Below are 20,095 nucleotides of genomic sequence, written 5' to 3' on the forward strand. Positions count from 1 at the left end.
GCAGGGGAGGGAGTTAAAAATCAGACGGCTTCGAGGCGGGCGTAGGCGGCAACCAGCCACTTAATCCCTTCGCCCGGGAACGCCACCTGCAGACGGCTGTGTTCGCCGCTGCCTTCCATATTGACGATAGTACCTTCGCCGAATTTAGGATGCACAACGCGCTGGCCGAGTTTGAAGCCGGTGTCGCTGACGCTGGTTGGCGTGCCGACGCTGCGGTTGCTCATCGGGCGTGACACACTGGCGCGCATCCTGACTTCTTCGACACAATCTTCCGGCAGTTCGCCGACAAAACGTGACGGGCGATGAGACACTTCTTTGCCGTATAAACGGCGGGTTTCCGCGTAGGTCAGGGTCAGTTTCTGCATAGCGCGGGTGACGCCGACATACGCCAGACGGCGTTCTTCTTCCAGACGTCCGCCTTCTTCCAGCGACATCTGGCTCGGGAACATGCCCTCTTCCATGCCGACGATAAACACCTGCGGGAACTCCAGCCCTTTGGCCGAGTGCAGTGTCATCAGCTGCGTAGCGTCCTGATTGGCATCCGCCTGCCCTTCGCCTGCTTCGAGCGCGGCATGCGACAGAAACGCCTGCAGCGGCATCAGATCTTCGTCTTCATCCTGATAGCTGAACTGGCGTGTTGCTGTCACCAGTTCCTCTAAGTTTTCGATTCGCGCCTGCCCTTTTTCGCCTTTTTCCTGCTCATACATGATGAACAGGCCGGAATCTTTAATCACCCGGTCAGTCTGCACGTGCAGCGGCATATCTGAGGTTTCATGCGCCAGTGCGTCAACCAGTTCGGTGAAGCGTTGCAGTGAAGATGCCGCACGACCTGCCAGCACTTTTTCCTGCAACAGCGCGCGGGTGGCCTGCCACATGGTCATCTGACGATCACGTGCTGTCTGGCGCACCACATCCAGCGTGCGGTCGCCGATGCCGCGCGTCGGTGTGTTCACCACGCGCTCAAAAGCGGCATCGTCATTGCGGTTCGACATCAATCGCAGATACGCCAGCGCATCTTTGATTTCCTGACGGTCGAAGAACCGCTGACCGCCATAAATACGGTATGGCATCGCCATCTGCAATAAGGCTTCTTCCAGCACACGCGACTGGGCGTTGCTGCGGTAAAGAATGGCGCAATCTTTCAGCGCACCGCCGTTGTCCTGCCAGGTTTTGATGCGGTTAACCACAAAGCGCGATTCATCCAGTTCGTTGAATGCGCAATAGAGTGAAATCGGTTCGCCTTCGCCGTCCTCGGTCCACAGGTTTTTACCCATACGGCCATTGTTGTTTTCAATCAGTGAGTTGGCGGCTTTCAGGATGGTGCTGGTTGAACGGTAGTTCTGCTCCAGACGGATGGTTTGTGCATTCGGGAAATCTTTCAGGAAGCGCTGGATGTTTTCAACCTGCGCACCGCGCCAGCCGTAAATCGACTGGTCATCATCACCCACGATCATCACATTATTGTTGTCACCTGCCAGCAGGCGGATCCACGCGTACTGAATGCTGTTGGTGTCCTGGAATTCGTCCACCATCAGGTTGGTAAAACGTTCGCGGTAATGCTGCAAAATATGCGGCTTGTTCAGCCAGAGTTCGTGGGCGCGCAGCAACAGCTCGGCAAAATCCACCAGCCCGGCACGGTCACAAGCTTCCTGATAGGCCTGATAAATGCGTAACCAGGTCGCTTCAACGGGATTGTTGTAGGTTTCGACATGCTGCGGGCGCAGACCTTCGTCTTTTTTGCCGTTGATGTACCACATCGCCTGACGCGGGGGCCATTGTTTATCGTCGATGTTCAGGGCTTTGATCAGGCGTTTGATCAGACGTATCTGGTCATCACTGTCGAGGATCTGGAAATCCTGTGGCAAATTGGCGTCTAAATGGTGTGCACGCAGCAAACGGTGCGCGAGGCCATGGAAGGTACCAATCCACATGCCGCCCTGACTGGTGCCGATCAGCTGGTCGATACGGTGGCGCATTTCTGCCGCCGCTTTATTGGTAAATGTGACGGCCATAATAGAATACGGCGAGCACTTTTCTACCGCCAGCAACCACGCTATGCGGTGAACCAGCACGCGGGTTTTGCCACTGCCTGCTCCGGCCAGCACCAACAGATTGCTGCGCGGCGCGGCCACGGCTTCACGTTGTTTTTCATTCAGGCTGTCGAGCAGGTCAGAAACGTCCATAGGCACCGTTTGTCAGATGAGAAAAGCACTCACGCGAAAATTATCGCCGCGAATGCATTTCCACTGTGAATTTATACAGAGTAATTTAAGAAGGGATTATAGCAATGCTGTCAGCGATGCCAACTGCGAAATCTCAATATGCGGTAACAGACGGGCATCGTTAATGTGCATCAGGTCGCCTTCGCGCAAATTAATCCAGCATGATTGCATCCCGCAACGCACCGCGCCCGCGACGTCTGTCGTCAGGTCATCGCCCACATGCAGAATGTTTTCCAGCGGGATATCCAGCTTCATCGACGTTTTTTTATACATGTCGGCGTAAGGTTTGGCACGGCCATGATCGCCCGCCCGCAACGTAAACTGGAAATATTGCGCCAGACCACAGGCGTGCGGATCGGCATTGCCGTTAGTGATAGCAACCAGCGGCCAGCGTTCGGCCAGCGCCGCCAGCGCGTCGTGATTTTCCTGCGGAACATAAATCCTGCTGCGCCACTTCGCGAAGGTTTCCATTGTGGCTTTGGTGCCCTGCTCAGCCTCACTGCGACTCAGACCCGCGCGGGTCATCGCCAGCAAAACCGCCTGACGGCGCCATTCGGTGACGTCGTGATAAATCTCCGCGTCCTGCGCCAGTAATTCTGCACGCATCAGGCGGACAGTATCCGGTGCCATATCCGTCAGCGCCGGATGGAAACCCTGCATGAATTTCAGCGTTTCGGTATCGGTACGGCGGATAACGTCGTAATTGTCATACAGCGTGTCGTCTAAATCGAAGGTGATCGCTTCAATGCGTTTCAGCGGACGATAGAACTTCATCAGGATTTTCCTCGTTTTGCGCGGGGATGCGCGGCGTCGTAAACCGTCGCCAAATGTTGAAAGTCGAGGTGGGTATAGATTTGGGTGGTGGACAGATTCGCGTGCCCCAGCAATTCCTGTACCGCGCGCAGATCCCCGCTGGATTCCAGCACGTGCGTGGCAAAAGAATGTCGTAGTTTATGCGGATGAATATGGCTGTTAACGCCCTGTTTCACGCCCCATTCAGCAAACCGTTTTTGCACGTTGCGCGCAGAAATACGGCTGCCTTTGCTCGACAAAAACATCGCGTCATCCTGCGGATTAAAATCAGCGCGGCGTTCCAGCCAGTGTTCGAGCCAGGTGACAGCCGTTCGCCCGATCGGCACTTTGCGCTCTTTGCTGCCTTTACCCAACACGCGCACTTCGCCGGAGGCCATATCGATATGTTTGCAGTCGATACCCACCAGTTCCGAAAGACGCAGCCCGCCGCCATACATCACTTCCAGCATCGCGCGGTCACGCACGGAAAGCGGATCATTGAGATCGATGTCCAGCAGTTTATTCACTTCATCGACATCAAGATTTTTTGGCAAATGCTTGGGTGAACGCGGCGTGGAAATGCCTTTGGCAGGATTGGCGCTTAATACGCCCTGACGCACCAGCCAGTCAAGAAAGCTGCGCAGCGAAGACATGCGCAGCGCCAGACTGGATGGCCCCAAACCGGCGCGTTTACTGCGCGCCAGTAACATGCGGACTTTTGGCGCATCCAGTTGCTGCCAGTGGGAAATACCGATCTCGCCGGAGATGGCGATCAGGGCTTCTAACTGGCGGCTGTAATTGGTGGTGGTAAGCGGACTGAGCTGGCGTTCAACATGCAGGTAACGCAGAAACGCCTCGACTGCGGGATAGAGAGGCGATTCGGTGTGATTCATACGCGTTCGATCCAGCGTTCCAGCAGGCCAGGTAACATTTTTGCCAGTTGGTTGAGTAGCACCGTGCCCATTCCTGGCTGATAATGCTGGGGATCACGGCTGCTGAAAATCAGCACGCCCAGCTCACCCTGTTCGCCCATCAGCGACAGTGCGACGGAACCCACGGCTTTCGCCTGCGGCAATAACAGCAGTAATTCCGGACCGTTCAGGCCGCCGAGATAATGCGGCGTTTCGCCCAGACGCTGGATGCGCATGGATTCAAACGCGCTGCGGCTCACCGCAAGATGAGTGAAATCTGATGGCGCGCCGATGCGCCAGCCTTCACTGAACAAGCGCACATTGGCGCCCGCCAGCCCCAGACTGCGTGCCCAGCGTTGCAGGCGGTTAAGCATATCCTGCAAACTGCTGGCCGCCGCAAGCGTGGCCTGAAGCTCGATCATCCGCCCGAACAACGCTTCGTTGACCGAAGCCTGCTCCATCAGCAAGGTAATTTCTTCTTCAAGCTGGGCAATCTGATGACGCTGACGTCCGAGTTGCCATTCAACCAGCGAAATACTGCCTTTCACCGGATGCGGTACGTGCATCTGCTCGACGCTGCGCGCATTGCGAATAAAGAAATCCGGGTTTTGCAGCAGATATTGCATCACGCTGTCATCGTCGAGAGCTATTACCGGTTCAATCTGGTCATCAAGATTGTTCATAGATGAATAAATCCGTCGTAAACATGAGTGGCAGGTCCGGTCATATAAAGCGGATGACCCGGCCCTTTCCAGCGAATGTCGAGGCTGCCTCCCGGCAGTTCCACCTGAACTTCTTCTGCGAGTAAACCTTGCTGAATGCCAACCGCCACAGCCGCGCAGGCACCACTTCCGCATGCCTGTGTTTCACCGGCACCGCGCTCGTACACGCGCAATTTTACGCTTTCCGGGCTGAGGATCTGCATGAAACCGACGTTCACACGCTCAGGAAAACGGTCATGACTTTCCAGCATCGGTCCGAGAACCTCGACTTCTGCTGTCAGCACATCATCCACCTGTAATACGCAATGCGGGTTTCCCATCGACACCACACCGCAAAATACTGTGCGCTCTTCTGCACGCAGAATATAGGTCTTTTCCGGTTTCGCTGCACGGAAAGGCACCTGTTGCGGCTCGAAAACCGGCTCGCCCATGTTGACCTGCACTTCTTCATCTTCGGTGACAGTCAGCACCATGCGGCCGGTCTGCGTGCTGACGCGGATATCACGTTTGTTTGTCAGACCTTTAATGCGGACAAAGCGGGCAAAACAGCGCGCACCATTACCACACTGCGCGACTTCACTGCCGTCCGCGTTAAAAATACGGTAATGAAAGTCTAATTCGGGATCGTAAGGAGGTTCCACCACCAGTAACTGGTCAAAACCTACGCCACGGTGACGGTCAGACAAACGACGGATCAACTCGGGAGAAAAATAGACATTTTGAGTGACGGCATCAACGACCATAAAATCGTTACCCAGGCCGTGCATTTTGGAGAACTGCATAACTGACTCCGTTTACCGCTGGTCAAATCCAGTCGCGATGATCCTTTAAGAAGAGGGTTCTGCCAGCATGGCACGAAACCCCCGACAATTTGCTGGTCAATCTCTGGAGTTCGTCGTGAGGCTTTCTGGTGATACCCCTTTTTCCTGCGACGAACCATCGTTCGCCGTACCCGGAACATTGCTGGTTTTTTGCGTGGCTGATTTTTCCGGCGGTGGGAAATACAACGGCCCTTTAAGTCCGCAACCGGAGAGAGAAAAGAGTATTGTCGCGGCCAGAGACCAGCGTAAAGCGTTTTTCATTTTATGAATGCCCGTAATTCATGCGACCAAGCTCTCTATAATCGCAGGTGGATCATGAAAAGCAACAGGAATCGACAAAACCCCCGGGCACATTTTCAGGGTTTAAAGCGCAGGAAAGCCGGATAATCTGCCACATGTCCGTGATACGGACACCTTTTCTAATGCAACTGGAATTGCTGCTTCAGCCGCGAAGGTTCGACGTCGCTTTCAGGCAAGGTGGCGCAGGCGGCAGAGAGGGCATTGCTGCGAAAAGGGATCACCTGAATCCGGTCATCGAGCGACACAATTTGATAGAACTGCGGCAGGTTGAAGTTAATAAAGCTTGAGCCGTAGGTAAACCGGTCATGGGAAGATGAGTAGAACCGGCTGACATCGCGCACCAGATCCTCTTTGCTGCCTTCGCAGTGGTGATAGACCTCAACACGGTTGGATTCATCAAGAATGTAGATATTAAAGCCGATGTCATCCGAACTGTCTTCGAAGAAGAACTGAATGATCCCTTCGCTGGCGTAGCCGTCAATCACAGCGGGGAGATGCGCCTGATCGGTCTGCAATTTCACCGACAAACCGTGCAGTTTGTTGTTGGAAATCGCGCCATAGAATTCGATCGCATTCTCCAGCTTTTGCACAGAAACGCTGAGACGTTCAAAGAACAGTCCCCAGGTTTGCCCGGCAACACGCACGGCTTTGAAGCGCCCGGGTTCGAGTCGTTTGCTCGACAGGCGAAGCTCAATACATTCCGACACCAGTTGCTGAATCCGCGTACGGATAAGGCCACGTAAATGCTGACTGTAGCAGAACACTTCTACCGATTCCGGCGGTGCAGCATCCTGATGCATTTTGCCCAGGATAGTTTTCAGCGCTTCAAGCACCGCCTGTTCACCGCTGAAATGCAGCGTACGCACTTCATTCCATGAGTTGCGATAGAGCAGGTCAATACTGCCGACCATGCATTGCTGATTCTGCCCGAAACTGAAAACATCCAGCTTACGGAAATCAAAATGCACCACCTGATTGCGGAAAGCTGCGGTCGGATCGTGTTCCAGATTAACGATAATCGCTAAGTGACGAATTTCGCACGGGCTGTACAACGCTTTTGGCGTCGGTGCCGCCAGACGCAGCGGGAAGTTGTGCGAAACATCTGCCACCAGTTCGCGCAGTTTGGCGATATCACACAAGCTGCCGCTTTTAATATGCAGGCGTGTCGTGGACGTCAGTAGTCCGTTGAAATAGGCCCACGCCACCAGTTTATTCAGATAGCGGTTATATTCCAGCGGCTGGTGGCTGACGATAGATTCCATCGACGGCGACTGATTATACAGATACCAGCCGGTGCGGTTCGCCCGGCCAATCGGCACATGAATAAAGGTTAAATCGCTTTCTGACAGATCAGGTGAAATCTGCGGATTCACCAGCGTGACTTTGCCCGGCAGCGCTTCAAACGCGGCGTACAACTTACGGGTCAGCACGCCGATATCCTGCGGGCTGGCACTGACGCTTAAATTGTTGCGACGGGCAAAGCGGATCAGGTTGCGATAGCTTTGCATCATGGCATCGAGCAGTTCGTTATGCGCTTCGCGCACACGCTCGATTTTCCAGTTCGCCCGGTTATCCAGCATAGCCAGACGTTCTTCATCCCATCCCCATTCAGCCACAAGCTGACTGAGAATTTCACGACGCCAGCCGACCGATGCCCGTGCACGGGAGAGTTTTTCGCAGACTTTTAAATAGAAACAACGGCGGACTAAATCAAGGCGGGTGAAATCTTCAATCTGGGTGAGATAACGGGTCACGCGGTCGAGCATCATACAATAGGAATCAAGCCCGAAGCAGACGATCTCACCCTGATGCAGGCGTTGTTTAATATCCATCGCCAGCAATTGCGTTTTAGGGTATTCCCAGGAGTATGTTTCCAGCAGCAACGTTTTGAGCACCGCTTTATAAGGAGAATCGATACTTTTATACAACTGCCACAAACTCGCGCCGAAATACTCCTCCGCTGACAGCGTACTGAGGCCACCGAGATCGAGCCATTCGTTTGGCGTCAGTGCGCCCTGCGCATACAGCGAAAGCACATATTCGTCGTAATGCGCTTCTTCTTCACCCGGCACCATATTCCATAGAATACGCTTACCGGCCAGACGGACGGCGGTACGGTAGAACTCGTCGAGCAATAAGATGTGCTGTGTTGAACCACAGTCTTCACCACCCAGGCTGCCACTTTCATTGTGGCGGAAGCGGTTTTCGTCGATCAGGAAGAAGCTGACTTCTACGCCCAGCGAGGCCGCCCATTTTTCTAACAGGCTGCATTTTTGCTGTAAGCGGTTACGCTCTTCGTTATCGAGCCAGGACTGATGGCAGACCCAGATATCCAGATCAGAGCTTTGACTCTGGCCAATGGAAGAGGTGCTGCCCATGGAATACACGCCAGTGATAGGCAATTCACCTTTCACAAGAGGTTCGAGCGCGCTGCCCCATTTATCTTCAAGGTCAGTCAGGTAGGTTTGCTGGGATTCATCAGGCGTGAAAACACAGATACCATGCGGAACCTTACCTTCAAGGTATCCCGGCATCAGAGGGTGATGTTGATGTAAAAAGACAGGAAGCAGCTGGTAGACCTGTTGAAACGCAGGACCCATTGCTGCCAGTGCGCGATCTACTCGTAACTGATTGATCGCATCCAATCTTTGCTTCAATGTCTCGATGTAGAGGTACAAGACGTTTCGCCTGATTATGTGTCTGGAAAGAACCCCGTTCCAAATCCGTCATTTATCGTGATGCTTATGCTTTGAACAACCGCGATTGTGCAAATAGTTGACGAATAATTGCTGGAAACGTGATCAATTTAACACCTTGCTGTTTGACCGTAAAGAAAGTAACGCACCACAATTACTCTTCCGCTTCTCTGGATTTTACCGTCTGTTCCGAAACGGAACAAATCTCTTCAACACCCGTTAACCTTCTTTTACGAATGGCTTCTTACGCTGACAGCTTTCTATTGTCAGTGGTAGGATGGGCACAGAGACAGTTAAACGGTATCAAACATGGTAGACAAAATCATTCGAATTGCCACCCGCCAGAGCCCGCTGGCTTTGTGGCAGGCACAATATGTTCAAAGCCGGCTGATGGCCTGTCATCCCGGTTTGCAGGTGGAACTGGTTCCAATGGTGACCAAAGGCGATATCATTTTAGATACCCCGCTGGCCAAAGTGGGTGGCAAAGGTTTGTTCGTCAAAGAGCTTGAACTGGCGATGCTCGATGGCCGTGCGGATATCGCCGTGCATTCCATGAAAGACGTGCCGGTAGAGTTCCCGGAAGGTCTGGGACTGGTCACTATTTGTGAACGCGAAGACCCGCGCGATGCTTTCGTCTCCAATCAGTACGCCAGTCTGGCGGATTTGCCACAAGGCAGTATTGTCGGAACATCGAGCCTGCGCCGTCAGTGTCAGTTGCGTCAGAAACGTCCTGATCTGATGATCCGTGATCTGCGCGGCAATGTGGGCACCCGCTTATCCAAACTCGATAACGGTGAATACGATGCCATTATTCTGGCTGTCGCTGGCCTGAAACGTCTGGGTCTGGAAAACCGCATCACTTACGCACTGACACCGGAAGAGTGTCTGCCCGCTGTAGGACAAGGTGCCGTCGGTATCGAATGCCGCCTTGACGATCAAACTACCCGCGACTTGCTGGCACCACTGGCGCACCATGAAACCACGTTACGTGTGCAAGCTGAACGGGCAATGAATATGCGTCTTGAAGGGGGATGTCAGGTGCCAATCGGCAGCTATGCCGAGCTGGAAGGTGACGAGCTCTGGCTTCGTGCGTTGGTCGGCGCACCGGATGGCAGCCAGATGGTGTGTGGAGAACGTCGCGGTCCGGCCGCTAACGCGCACCGCATGGGTGTCGACCTGGCAGAAGAGCTGCTCGCCAACGGCGCGCGCGAAATCCTGCATGAGGTCTATCAGGGGAACGTGCCTAAATGACCATTCTGGTCACCCGCCCCTCTCCGGCAGGAGAAGCACTGGTTAGCCGGCTGCGCGCTCTGGGGCGGGTTGCCTTCCATTCCCCGCTGATTGATTTTGCACCGGGGAACCAGCTCGCATCGCTTCCGAACCTGCTATCCTCATTAAATCAGCAAGATCTGGTGTTCGTGCTCTCGCAACATGCCGTCAGTTACGCTGACCGGGCTTTGCGCCAGTCCGCCACAAACTGGCCGGACACCGTGAATTATTTTGCCATTGGTCGCACCACTGGCCTGATTTTCCACCGGGTCAGCAGCCTGCCGGTTCTCTATCCTCAGGATGGCGAAACCAGCGAGACGTTATTGAATCTTCCGGCATTGCAACGCATACAGGGTAAAAAAGCGCTGATATTACGCGGTAATGGCGGACGGGAGCTGTTAGCCGAAACGCTGACAGAACGCGGTGTCGATGTCACTTACTGCGAATGTTATCAGCGCAGCCCGGTTTACTACGATGCCAGTGAACAGAGTGCACTCTGGCAACGGGCCGGAGTTGATACGCTGGTCGTGACCAGCGGAGAAATGCTGCAACAGTTGTACCAGTTAGTTCCTGATTACTACCGAAATTCATGGTTACTGCGCTGTAATCTGGTGGTGGTCAGTGAACGTTTGGCAGCCCTTGCACGCCAGCTTGGCTGGAGCGCAATTCGGGTTGCTGAGAATGCAGACAATGATGCGCTGATCCGCGCATTACAACTACCTGACTAAGGGATGTGCCAAAATGACGGAACAAAAAAATCCTTCCGCGCCGGATGAGAATGTTGTTGTCTCCCCAGCGGTTGAGAGCCCCCAGCCAGACGCTTCCGACCTGGACAAGACGCTGAAAACGTTGCAGAAAAAGCAACGCACGGCGCCGGTACTGGGTGCTATAGCAATTGTATTGGTGATCGCGCTTGGCGCCGGTCTCTATTATCACGGCCACCAGCAGTCGCTGGCGCAGGTTGCCTCAGATGAAGCGCTTTCTGAACAACTCGATGCGCTGCAAAAAACCCAGCAGCAGGACAAACAACAAATCGCTGATCTGCTCGCTCAGCAGCAAAAAACCCGGCAAGAGGCCGATCGTCAGCAGGCTTCCTTTGGTCGTCAGCTAAATGAGCTACAAGACAAAGTCGCCAGCATTTCCGGCAGCGATGCCAAAACCTGGTTACTGGCGCAGGCCGATTATCTGGTGAAACTCGCTGGCCGCAAATTGTGGAGCGATCAGGATGTCACCACCGCTGCCGCACTGCTGAAAAGCGCAGATGCCAGCCTGGCCGACATGAACGATCCGAGCCTGATTGACGTGCGCCGTGCGCTGAACGAAGACGTGGGCAGCCTTTCTGCCGTTGCGCAGGTCGATTTCGACGGCATCATTCTCAAGCTGAATCAGCTATCGAATCAGGTGGATAACCTGCGTCTGGCCGACAATGATACTGACGATTCCCCGATGGACAATGACAGTTCCAGCTTGTCCAGCTCTCTGACCGAATGGCGTCAGAACCTGACCAAAAGCTGGCACAACTTTATGGATGACTTCATCACCATTCGCCGCCGTGATAGCAGCGCAGAACCGCTCCTGGCACCGAATCAGGATGTGTACCTGCGCGAGAATATTCGCTCGCGTCTGCTGATTGCCGCACAAGCCGTTCCGCGTCATCAGGATGAAGTCTACAAACAGTCGCTGGAAAGCGTCTCAACCTGGGTTCGCGCCTACTTTGATACGTCCGATCCTTCGACCAAAGCGTTTCTTGAAGAACTGGACAATCTCAGCCAGCAATCTGTTTCGATGGACGTGCCGGAGGAGCTGAAAAGCCAGCCGATGCTGGAAAAACTGATGCAGACCCGCGTGCGTAACCTGCTTCAGCAGCCCGCCGCCGCCACGCAGGGGGAATAACACATGTTACGAGTTTTCGTGTTGTTCCTGATTGTGTTTGCCGGGATTATTGTCGGCCCGATTCTGGCCGGCCATCAGGGCTATGTCCTGATCCAAACCGACAATTACAATATTGAAACCAGCGTCACCGGTTTAGTCATCATGCTGATCGTGCTGATTGTGGTGCTGTTCTTGATTGAATGGATCCTGCGCCGCGTTTTGCGTACCGGTGCCCGCACCCGCGGCTGGTTTGCCGGACGCAAAAGCTCTAAAGCGCGTAAGCAAACTCACGCAGCTATGCTCAAGCTGGCGGAAGGCGATCATCGTCAGATGGAGAAATTGCTGGCGCGCAATGCTGATCACGCCGAACAGCCGGTGGTGAACTATTTACTGGCAGCGGAAGCGGCGCAGCAGCGCGGCGACGATATCCGCACCAATCAGTATCTGGAGCGGGCGGCAGAAATCGCGGATATCGACCAGATGCCGGTCGATATCACCCGCGTACGTATCCAGCTGGCCAGAGGTGAAGTTCACGCAGCACGCCACGGCGTTGACCGTTTGCTGGGTCAGTCGCCACGTCATCCGGAAGTTTTACGTCTGGCAGAGCAAGCTTATCTTCTGACCGGCGCTTACGGTTCACTGCTGGAGATTTTACCGTCGATGGCGAAAGCCGATATTCATACCGACGATGAAATTCGTGTGCTTCAGGAGCAGGCTTATATCGGCATGATGAATCAGCTGATGGCTGAAGAAGGCAGCGAAGGCCTGAAGCGCTGGTGGAAAGATCAGAGCCGTAAAACCCGTCATGAAGTGGCCCTGCAGGTCGCAATGGCAACGCATCTGATTGAATGCAACGATCAGGATCTGGCACAGGAAGTGATCCTCGACGGGCTGAAACGCCAGTACGACGATCGGCTGGTCGCGCTGATGCCGAAGCTGCGTTCGGGTAATCCTGAGCAACTGGAAAAAACACTGCGTCAGTTGATCAAACAGAATGGCACAACGCCGCTGCTGAGCAGCACGCTAGGTCAGTTGCTGATGAAACACGGTGAATGGCAACAGGCGAGCGAAGCCTTCCGTGAGGCGCTGAAACAGCGTCCTGACGCGTATGATTACGCCTGGCTGGCTGATGCGCTGGACAAGCTGCATAAACCGGCAGAAGCAGCGGAGATGCGCCGTGAAGGGCTGATGCTAACCCTGAATAATTCGCAGCAACAGTAATAACCTTGCTGTCTGTAAAAGGCTCCTTCGGGAGCCTTTTTTATGTCGGTCGTAAATTTCAGACAAAAAAAACACTTGTCTGGAAGACAAGTGTCTAAAAACAATCAGGTCTAGGACAACAGATTTAGTGCCTCACTCAACGTTTTGCCTTCTGGATGATAGCGCTTGCGCGTTATCGGTCAGGATGACAATAGGCACTGTAAATTGGCTCTGCATCATTCCCAGGTTTATGAAGCCGGAGCAAACATAATAGGTGGAATGAGCATCTACGGCGGGAATATTGCAGGACGCGTGCCAATATGGCAAGAGTCCGTTTAAAATTTTTTATTTAACTGATAATTAACAGCTTTATTTTCACTAACCCTCAGCAGTCAATTTTTGGAAAGCCAGAGACTTCCCGTTAAACCGCCATTCTGTCGCCAGTGAGCGACGTGTGAATGTCAGCTTATGTGAAGCTTTATTTATCAATAAGATAAGTGTCTCCTGCAAGAGACAGGCATACAGCGGAATGTCGCAGATAAACAACAGGGTGAGTTGAGAAACTCCAGACGAAAAAAAACCTGCTTTAAAAAAGCAGGTTTCTTCGAATGTGGTCGGCGAGAGAGGATTCGAACCTCCGACCCACTGGTCCCAAACCAGTTGCGCTACCAAGCTGCGCTACTCGCCGATGTCGTGCATCTTACTACTTTCTGACGCTAACTGCATCATTTAAATGTATTTTGTGTGTGGTGCGAAGGGAGGGACTCGAACCCTCACATCCGAAGGACACTAACACCTGAAGCTAGCGCGTCTACCAATTCCGCCACCATCGCATGTCACAATCACAAAATCATTTTTAGAGTGGGGTGGCTAATGGGACTCGAACCCACGACAACTGGAATCACAATCCAGGGCTCTACCAACTGAGCTATAGCCACCATATCTCTAACTAACGTGAATTGTCTGACTTCAACATTCCACCGCAACTCTAGCGCATACTAAATGGTGCGCCCGACAGGATTCGAACCTGAGACCTCTGCCTCCGGAGGGCAGCGCTCTATCCAGCTGAGCTACGGGCGCTTAGCGCCGTTGCGGGTGGGGATACTACGGTTTTAACGCTTGGCTGTCTAGTGCTTTTTATCAGAAATATTGCGTTTGATTACGCTTTATCCAATACGCAGTAAAAGTAAGCATCTTGCCTTCCCCACCCGTGACTTACGACGTTATTTTGCTTTTTCTGCCGTCAGCGCAGCGCGCTTATGCATGCCGAGACCGAAGTATATCAGCGAGACTGCCGCGATAAAAATACCGCCGACCAGTAAAGAAACCCGCGTATCCGGATTAATCGCCATACCGACCAGCACACATGCCAGGAAAATCAGCGTCAGGTAGTTGGTATAAGGGAAGAGAACCGATTTAAACGGATGGTTTTTCAGTTTCTCTTTATGTGCATCACGGAAACGTAACTGACTGATCAGCACCACAAACCACGGCACCATGCCCGGCAGTACGCTGGCACTGTAGACATACACGAACACTTTCTCAGGATTCGGGATGATGTAGTTCAGGCACGAACCGACCAGCAGACACAAAATGGTGATGGCAATACCGTAAACCGGCACACCACTTTTCGAGACATTGCTCAGAAACGCAGGCAACTGCCGATTCTTCGACAGTGCATAAAGCATACGTCCGCAGCTGTACATACCGCTGTTACAGCCGGACAACGCCGCCGTCAGCACCACAAAGTTGATAATGCCAGCCGCCGAAGCAATGCCAATCTTCGCGAATGTCAGGACAAACGGGCTGCCGTGTGTGCCCATTTCGTTCCATGGGAAAATGGTGATGATGACGAAAATCGCACCGACGTAGAAAATCAGGATACGCCACAGGATATTGTTGATAGCGCGTTTGAGCGTAACCTGCGGATTCTTCGCTTCACCGGCGGTAATCCCCACCAGTTCCACGCCCTGATAGGACGCCACAACGATACACAACGCAAACAGGAAACCTTTCCAGCCGCCTGCGAAGAAACCACCGTGCGCGGTCAGATTGGCAAAACCGACAGCTTCGCCGTGATTGCCAAAGCCGAAGAAGATTACCGCCAGCCCCACCACGATCATCACAATGATGGTAGTGATTTTGATCAGCGCAAACCAGAACTCCATTTCGCCATACAGTTTAACGGCGGCAAGGTTCGCGGCGGCTACAATCGCCACAGCCATCAGCGCGGGGATCCACTGTGGTAAATCCGGGAACCAGTATTGGGCGTATACTCCGATAGCGGTGATTTCAGAAATCCCCACTGCTATCCACATAAACCAGTAACTCCATGCGGTCAGGTAGCCGTAATATGGCCCAAGATATTTATGGGCGTAGACGGCGAACGAACCGGCAACGGGCTCCAGGTGCAGCATCTCGCCCATCGAGCGCATGATAAAGAAGACGAACACACCCGCCAGAATATAGGCCAGCAATACTGACGGCCCGGCCCATTTCAGGGTACTGGCCGCGCCCATAAATAATCCAACCCCGATGGTGCCGCCGAGCGCTATCAGCTCAATATGTCTCGCTTCAAGCCCCCGGTGTAGCCCACCCTTTTCCTCTTGATTCGCCATAGTTCCTCAGTTTCTCTTTAATTGTGTTTGCCTTCCGGAATGACCGAAATGTTATTTTTATTTGTGATGATGCCCATATAGGGCGGAAAAACGGCGCTATGGTTCCGCATTTCAGCATGAGTTGCAAATCACAATTGAGAAAGATCCGCACGGGTAGACATGTCAGGGTGAAAACGACAGTAAACGATGGAGTGAAATGAGAGGTAAAACGCCGCGCTGAAGATCAGCCACGGCGCAAGTATTACAGACGACCGGTGTAGTAATAACGGATAAATTTAAGCAGTTTGAGCTGACGACGTAAACGGCTCGGCTGTAAAATCAACCGGTAGAGCCATTCCAGCCCCAGATTTTGCCAGATTTTAGGCGCACGTTTAACATGTCCGGTAAAGACGTCATAGGTTCCGCCGATGCCCATATAAAGCGCATCAGGATGCACAAGGCGGCAATCGCGCATCAGGATTTCCTGTTTTGGTGAACCCATTGCCACGGTCACGATAGCCGCGCCGCTGCTTTTCACCCTTTCGAACAATGCCTCGCGCTGTTCCGGCACAAAATAACCATTCTGGCTACCGACAATATTGACGTTCCACTTGGCGCGTAGCTTTTCTTCTGTCTGCGCCAGTACTTCCGGCTTACCGCCTATCAGAAAGACCGGTGTTCCTTCACGGCCTGCTCGCTCCATCAGCCCTTCCCAGAGGTCAGCACCCGCGATACGCGAGACGTGTGACTGCGGGTATTTACGCCGTATAGCCCGCACAATGCTGATCCCGTCAGGGTACTTAAATTCCGCGTGCTCGATCAGCGTACGCATTTCAGGATTGCTTTCGACCGTCAGCACTTTCTCTGCATTTATCGCCACCAGCGAACCGTTTTTCACCTGATGACCGGCAAAAAGATAATCGAGAAAATGCGCCATATTGCGAAAGCCCCAAAGGCGGATCCCACGGATGTCGTATTGCGGGATTTTATTCTCCAAATTCATCCATCTTCCTTACTGCCAAAGGCTCCATGAGGTTTTTCCTGACCGGCATTTTGGCACGTATCAGCCCGGCAGCGTCAAACATCCAGTACAACAGTTTTGCGACAATCAGGCAGGCGCCGAATACGACACAGAAAAACACCACCCGCGAGAAAAAGGAATCCACGCCTTCGCGGGCAAGTACGATCATATTGAACACAGCACCAAAGCAAAAACTTTGCAAAATGGCGGCCTTATAAATGTTGGTGTCGGCTTTGCCTTTTTCATAAAGCCAGTCGAACCATTTAATGATCATGCCCACAGCCACTGCGCCAAGCGGGATAAACCAAACGCCGCCCATCACAACCAGTGAGCCAATTAGCGTCGGCGAAATGGCCAGACCGGAATGGTTGTCGAGCACATCCCAGGTGAAATAGTTGGCCGTGTTGAGCACTACGCCCGGACGGTCATGCCACAGCCAGCCGGGGATAAAGACGTAGAAATCACGGACAATAGGCGCCAGCCCCTGAAAACTAATTTTGTCGTAATTTTGCAGCAACAGCCCCAGATTTTCCCATGGCGAGAACGTATCACGCGTCAGATAAAGGAACGTGTAAATCGCCTCGGGGCCGCTGACATTCAATCCGTAGCGTTTAAGTGCCAGCCAGAACATACCGACGATACCCAGTACGCCTGCCGCCGCCAGCATCCACAAACTAATCCAGCCGCGTACAATGCCGATAAACAAAAACAGTGCGAACGCGATGATAATATTCGCGCGCGTCCCGCCGACGATGATGTACGTCAGCAGGCCAAATGCGACGGTACTCACCAGGAAAAACAGCCAGCGCTGCGGATTGGGTTTGAGGAAGAACACCACCAGCATCGCCGGCAGGAAGAAATAGAAGAAGCGTTTAAGCGCAACTCCGGACACATCACTGGAAAAAATCTGGCTGTACGACTTGAGCTTAAACAGCAAAAAGCCGTTATGCGCAAAGAAAATAGAAACCGTCACCACCGCAATCAGCGCCAGCAACATCCAGGTGAGGTGGGTTTCGACACGGTTCATCGTAAACAGCGGGCGGGACGGGCCTTCATGTTTCGCCCTGAGCCGCGTTTTATAGCTGACATAATAAATACCGTAAAAACAGGTTGCGGCCAGCATCGCCTGTAACAGGTTTTCAACCGGTACGACGTTGACATCGAACTGGAAAACCAGCAGACAGGTCAGCGGAAAACCAAAATAAAATGTCAGCAGATACAACAGCGAAAACAGGACGTTGAAGTTAAAACGTACGCGGCGGAATTCTTTATAAGTCAGCGTCAGAATGAACAACAGCGAGAACGCATAAACGACAGACAGGCCGCCAAGCTGTGCCATTGTCATGATGTTTCTCCTGCCGCCAGCAGTAATGCCTGTTGCCAGCCCGCGATGTAATTCGGGTTGAAGAAGGCGATATTCTCCCGATCCGTGTTCAGCAACTGACGGCGCGCTTCGGCCACGGTTCTGGCATCCAGCGCGTCACCATAAAACAGTACCGGCAGATTTTGCTCCGCCAAATCCTGCCAGAACGGGTTCTGACGGCTGACCACAAACGGCACGCCGAACTGAATCAGCAAACACTGCGTCCCGATACCCTGCTGGCGGTCGAAAATAAAATACCCCAGCGAGCAACGGCGCAGCACATCAAGATAATCAGCAAAAGGCATCGAGCCAGTCATCACTTCAATGTTTTCGGGCGCAAACAGTTTCAACGCTTCACTGTGCACCTGGTCGATGTACGCATGATTATTGGCCGGATACCCCATCGGGATAATCACCCGGATATCCGCACCAAACTGCTGATGCAACGAACGCAGCGCTTCAATATGTCGGTTAGTGCGGTCACCGGAATTGCCGACCAGCACCGTCATCGGCCCTGTCGGTTCAGGCTGACCGGCTGGAAGCGTCAGTGACGGATCCATGCGCGTCGGAAAATACAGTAATGAGGACGGTACACGCGGATGTCGCTGATGGAAATAAATCAGATCGCCGCGGGTAGCGAAAACATGGCCGATACGTCCCTGTGCCAGACGACGCATCAGATAGAACAGACGGAATTTCAGACCACCTGCCGATTCATAAAGATCGGCACCCCAGATGTGCCAGCTGGCCTGTTGCGACTTAATTTTGCCGGTCAGCAGCGCCAGCCAGAGCGTCGGGTTGAACTGACCATGGAAGAAGAAGTGATGTGTGCGATCCTGGGCGCGGGAAATAACCGCATCGGCCAGCGATTTTTTGTCCGGATAAACACGAATATCCAGACGAGTGAATTCAGCAAATGCTGATGCATCCGCTGCCGCCACCATAAAATGATAAATCAGCTTTTCAGGCGCACATTCGGCCAGAACATCATTAAAAAAGCGCAGCACGGTGACATTATGGTGGGGAATGTCAGATCCCAAAACGTGAATCAGCGTTGTCATGCTCGTCTACGATAAATAACAAATACGGTACAGCACAGGGCGAAATAAACGACATACGTCGCCATATACGCTTGCGCGGCGCCAAGAGAACCCCGTATCGGGATCAACCAATGTGAAAAACCCGTCAGTAACGCAAACTGGCTGATTTCAGTCAGCACGTAAAAGCGCAGAGACGCTCTCGCAATCACCAGATAGCCAAAAACATACGAGCCGACTTTCAGTACGTCACCGACTAACTGCCAGGCAAACAAATCGCGCATTGCGATAAATTGTGTTGAAAACAGCAACCAGATGGCGAAGTCGCGCAGCAGCCAGACAGTAAAACTGACGGCCGCCACGGCGGGCAGAACAAATTTTAGCGACTTAACGATTTCACGCGAGACATCGCGTTTGTCAGTCATGCGCGATAACGTCGGCAATAAATACACGCTGAAAGAAGCGGTGATAAACTGCAAATAGGCATCAGAAATACTGCTGACGCCCTGCCAGATCCCCACATCCTTCCAGCTGTAATGCTCCGCCAGCAGATTTCGCATCATCACATACGCCACGGGCAACGTAACAGACGTGATCAGCGCCATCAGGGTAAATTTCCCCAAATGGCTGGCGATAAAGCGATCCCAGCCCGGTTTTAAGTAGGCCAGCGGAAAGGATTTTCGTCGCCACACCATGCCACCCGCAGGGAGTATTACCAGTGCAGGCACCAGCGCCAGCCCGGCCAGCGCGCCTTCATAGCCACCCAGTTTGAAACACAACAGATAGGCCAGTAAACCAATCAGACTGCCGCCAATCACGGCCAGCGCATTACCCATCGCATCACGATAACCTTTCAGGATGGCCTGAAAGTAGTTGGCGTAAGCAATGCCCATCTGGATAAAGGCCACGGCCCGGACAACGGCCTGATAGCGATCGTGCCCGAACAACCCGACACTGATGGGCCCGGCGGCCAGCAAAAAGATGGTGGCCAGCAGCGTCGAGAAACCCAAAATCAGCGAAGACGACGTGCCGAGTACGGCTTTGAGCCGCTCAGGATCCTGATGATATTCGGCAACGTATTTGGTTATACCATTGAAAATACCTGCACCGGACAGAACGCCAAGTACGGTTACGAGCTGGCGGAAATTGCCTGCCTGCCCCACGCCTTCAGGGCCGAAGGTTACGGCCAGCAATTTCACCACCAGCAACCCGGCACCAATTTTAATCAGCGTAGAACCGGCGGTCCAGACTGATGCTTTTGCCAGCGACATA

Annotated in this window: 16 protein-coding genes and 4 tRNA genes; 4 read left to right on the plus strand and 16 right to left on the minus strand. The window is 53.1% G+C overall.

Annotated features, from left to right (window positions below; all coding sequences use genetic code 11):
• Positions 1–20: 20 nt before the first annotated feature.
• The 7 genes from uvrD to UC14_RS18810 form a co-directional block, all read right to left on the minus strand.
• Positions 21–2,183 carry a DNA helicase II gene (gene uvrD, locus UC14_RS18780; protein WP_013577514.1) on the minus strand — a complete coding sequence of 721 codons (2,163 nt, stop codon included), beginning with the start codon at positions 2,181–2,183 and terminating at the stop codon, positions 21–23.
• A gap of 96 nt (positions 2,184–2,279) precedes the next feature.
• Positions 2,280–2,996, minus strand: a complete 717-nt coding sequence (gene yigB / locus UC14_RS18785) for a 5-amino-6-(5-phospho-D-ribitylamino)uracil phosphatase YigB (RefSeq protein ID WP_037035464.1) — start codon at positions 2,994–2,996, stop codon at positions 2,280–2,282.
• On the minus strand, positions 2,996–3,907 hold the full coding sequence (xerC, locus tag UC14_RS18790) for a tyrosine recombinase XerC (RefSeq protein WP_037035463.1): 912 nt from the start codon (positions 3,905–3,907) through the stop codon (positions 2,996–2,998). Before xerC ends, yigB begins: the two co-directional genes overlap by 1 nt.
• Positions 3,904–4,608 (minus strand): DUF484 domain-containing protein, encoded by a 705-nt coding sequence (locus tag UC14_RS18795; protein WP_013577517.1) that lies wholly within the window; start codon positions 4,606–4,608, stop codon positions 3,904–3,906. The genes xerC and UC14_RS18795 overlap by 4 nt, the downstream gene beginning before the upstream one ends.
• Positions 4,605–5,429 (minus strand): diaminopimelate epimerase, encoded by an 825-nt coding sequence (dapF, locus tag UC14_RS18800; RefSeq protein ID WP_013577518.1) that lies wholly within the window; start codon positions 5,427–5,429, stop codon positions 4,605–4,607. Before dapF ends, UC14_RS18795 begins: the two co-directional genes overlap by 4 nt.
• Positions 5,430–5,525: 96 nt before the next feature.
• Positions 5,526–5,729 carry a lipoprotein gene (locus UC14_RS18805; RefSeq protein ID WP_013577519.1) on the minus strand — a complete coding sequence of 68 codons (204 nt, stop codon included), beginning with the start codon at positions 5,727–5,729 and terminating at the stop codon, positions 5,526–5,528.
• A 158-nt stretch (positions 5,730–5,887) separates the two neighbouring features.
• Positions 5,888–8,446 (minus strand): class I adenylate cyclase, encoded by a 2,559-nt coding sequence (locus UC14_RS18810; RefSeq protein WP_013577520.1) that lies wholly within the window; start codon positions 8,444–8,446, stop codon positions 5,888–5,890.
• 327 nt (positions 8,447–8,773) lie between these two features.
• Here UC14_RS18810 and hemC point away from each other — a divergent pair, with 327 nt between their 5' ends.
• Genes hemC through hemY form a run of 4 tightly spaced genes read left to right on the plus strand, consistent with a single transcriptional unit; the run spans position 8,774 to position 12,826 of the window.
• The gene (gene hemC, locus UC14_RS18815) at positions 8,774–9,715 is read left to right on the plus strand and encodes a hydroxymethylbilane synthase (protein ID WP_112198177.1); all 942 of its coding nucleotides are present in this window, start codon (positions 8,774–8,776) and stop codon (positions 9,713–9,715) included.
• Positions 9,712–10,461 (plus strand): uroporphyrinogen-III synthase, encoded by a 750-nt coding sequence (gene hemD, locus UC14_RS18820; protein ID WP_037035461.1) that lies wholly within the window; start codon positions 9,712–9,714, stop codon positions 10,459–10,461. Before hemC ends, hemD begins: the two co-directional genes overlap by 4 nt.
• A 13-nt stretch (positions 10,462–10,474) precedes the next feature.
• Entirely contained in the window at positions 10,475–11,626 is a 1,152-nt protein-coding gene (gene hemX, locus UC14_RS18825; protein WP_013577523.1) for a uroporphyrinogen-III C-methyltransferase, read from the plus strand.
• Positions 11,627–11,629: 3 nt separating this feature from the next.
• The gene (gene hemY / locus UC14_RS18830; RefSeq protein ID WP_013577524.1) at positions 11,630–12,826 is read left to right on the plus strand and encodes a protoheme IX biogenesis protein HemY; all 1,197 of its coding nucleotides are present in this window, start codon (positions 11,630–11,632) and stop codon (positions 12,824–12,826) included.
• Between the two features lie 590 nt (positions 12,827–13,416).
• On the opposite strand, the gene UC14_RS18835 is transcribed toward hemY, so the two are convergent.
• The 9 genes from UC14_RS18835 to wzxE form a co-directional block, all read right to left on the minus strand.
• Positions 13,417–13,493, minus strand: a tRNA-Pro gene (locus tag UC14_RS18835).
• Positions 13,494–13,552: 59 nt separating this feature from the next.
• Positions 13,553–13,638: transfer RNA gene (locus UC14_RS18840), tRNA-Leu, on the minus strand.
• A 29-nt stretch (positions 13,639–13,667) separates the two neighbouring features.
• Positions 13,668–13,743: transfer RNA gene (locus UC14_RS18845), tRNA-His, on the minus strand.
• 65 nt (positions 13,744–13,808) lie between these two features.
• Positions 13,809–13,885 (minus strand) — tRNA-Arg (locus tag UC14_RS18850).
• 143 nt (positions 13,886–14,028) lie between these two features.
• Complete coding sequence (locus tag UC14_RS18855; protein WP_013577525.1) at positions 14,029–15,423, minus strand: amino acid permease; 1,395 nt, start codon at positions 15,421–15,423, stop codon at positions 14,029–14,031.
• A 241-nt stretch (positions 15,424–15,664) separates the two neighbouring features.
• Positions 15,665–16,405, minus strand: coding sequence for a lipopolysaccharide N-acetylmannosaminouronosyltransferase (wecG, locus tag UC14_RS18860; RefSeq protein ID WP_013577526.1), 741 nt, complete (start codon positions 16,403–16,405; stop codon positions 15,665–15,667).
• Entirely contained in the window at positions 16,389–17,768 is a 1,380-nt protein-coding gene (wzyE, locus tag UC14_RS18865) for an ECA oligosaccharide polymerase (protein ID WP_112198178.1), read from the minus strand. The genes wecG and wzyE overlap by 17 nt, the downstream gene beginning before the upstream one ends.
• A complete protein-coding gene (locus UC14_RS18870) occupies positions 17,765–18,847 on the minus strand; it encodes a TDP-N-acetylfucosamine:lipid II N-acetylfucosaminyltransferase (RefSeq protein ID WP_112198179.1) in 1,083 nt (360 codons plus the stop codon). The genes wzyE and UC14_RS18870 overlap by 4 nt, the downstream gene beginning before the upstream one ends.
• On the minus strand, positions 18,844–20,094 hold the full coding sequence (gene wzxE, locus UC14_RS18875; RefSeq protein ID WP_013577529.1) for a lipid III flippase WzxE: 1,251 nt from the start codon (positions 20,092–20,094) through the stop codon (positions 18,844–18,846). Before wzxE ends, UC14_RS18870 begins: the two co-directional genes overlap by 4 nt.
• Position 20,095 lies beyond the last annotated feature (1 nt).

Origin of the sequence: Rahnella sp. NRRL B-41462 (assembly GCF_003263525.1) — a bacterium.
Lineage (GTDB): Bacteria > Pseudomonadota > Gammaproteobacteria > Enterobacterales > Enterobacteriaceae > Rahnella > Rahnella aceris.

Coding starts and splice junctions, on each gene's coding strand:
- UC14_RS18855 (WP_013577525.1), bottom strand. CDS start 15,423: ATGGCGAATCAAGAGGAAAAGGGTGGGCTACACCGGGGGCTTGAAGCG.
- wzyE (WP_112198178.1), bottom strand. CDS start 17,768: ATGACAATGGCACAGCTTGGCGGCCTGTCTGTCGTTTATGCGTTCTCG.
- UC14_RS18795 (WP_013577517.1), bottom strand. CDS start 4,608: ATGAACAATCTTGATGACCAGATTGAACCGGTAATAGCTCTCGACGAT.
- UC14_RS18805 (WP_013577519.1), bottom strand. CDS start 5,729: ATGAAAAACGCTTTACGCTGGTCTCTGGCCGCGACAATACTCTTTTCT.
- yigB (WP_037035464.1), bottom strand. CDS start 2,996: ATGAAGTTCTATCGTCCGCTGAAACGCATTGAAGCGATCACCTTCGAT.
- wecG (WP_013577526.1), bottom strand. CDS start 16,405: ATGAATTTGGAGAATAAAATCCCGCAATACGACATCCGTGGGATCCGC.
- hemD (WP_037035461.1), top strand. CDS start 9,712: ATGACCATTCTGGTCACCCGCCCCTCTCCGGCAGGAGAAGCACTGGTT.
- wzxE (WP_013577529.1), bottom strand. CDS start 20,094: ATGTCGCTGGCAAAAGCATCAGTCTGGACCGCCGGTTCTACGCTGATT.
- UC14_RS18870 (WP_112198179.1), bottom strand. CDS start 18,847: ATGACAACGCTGATTCACGTTTTGGGATCTGACATTCCCCACCATAAT.
- xerC (WP_037035463.1), bottom strand. CDS start 3,907: ATGAATCACACCGAATCGCCTCTCTATCCCGCAGTCGAGGCGTTTCTG.
- uvrD (WP_013577514.1), bottom strand. CDS start 2,183: ATGGACGTTTCTGACCTGCTCGACAGCCTGAATGAAAAACAACGTGAA.
- hemC (WP_112198177.1), top strand. CDS start 8,774: ATGGTAGACAAAATCATTCGAATTGCCACCCGCCAGAGCCCGCTGGCT.
- hemY (WP_013577524.1), top strand. CDS start 11,630: ATGTTACGAGTTTTCGTGTTGTTCCTGATTGTGTTTGCCGGGATTATT.
- hemX (WP_013577523.1), top strand. CDS start 10,475: ATGACGGAACAAAAAAATCCTTCCGCGCCGGATGAGAATGTTGTTGTC.
- dapF (WP_013577518.1), bottom strand. CDS start 5,429: ATGCAGTTCTCCAAAATGCACGGCCTGGGTAACGATTTTATGGTCGTT.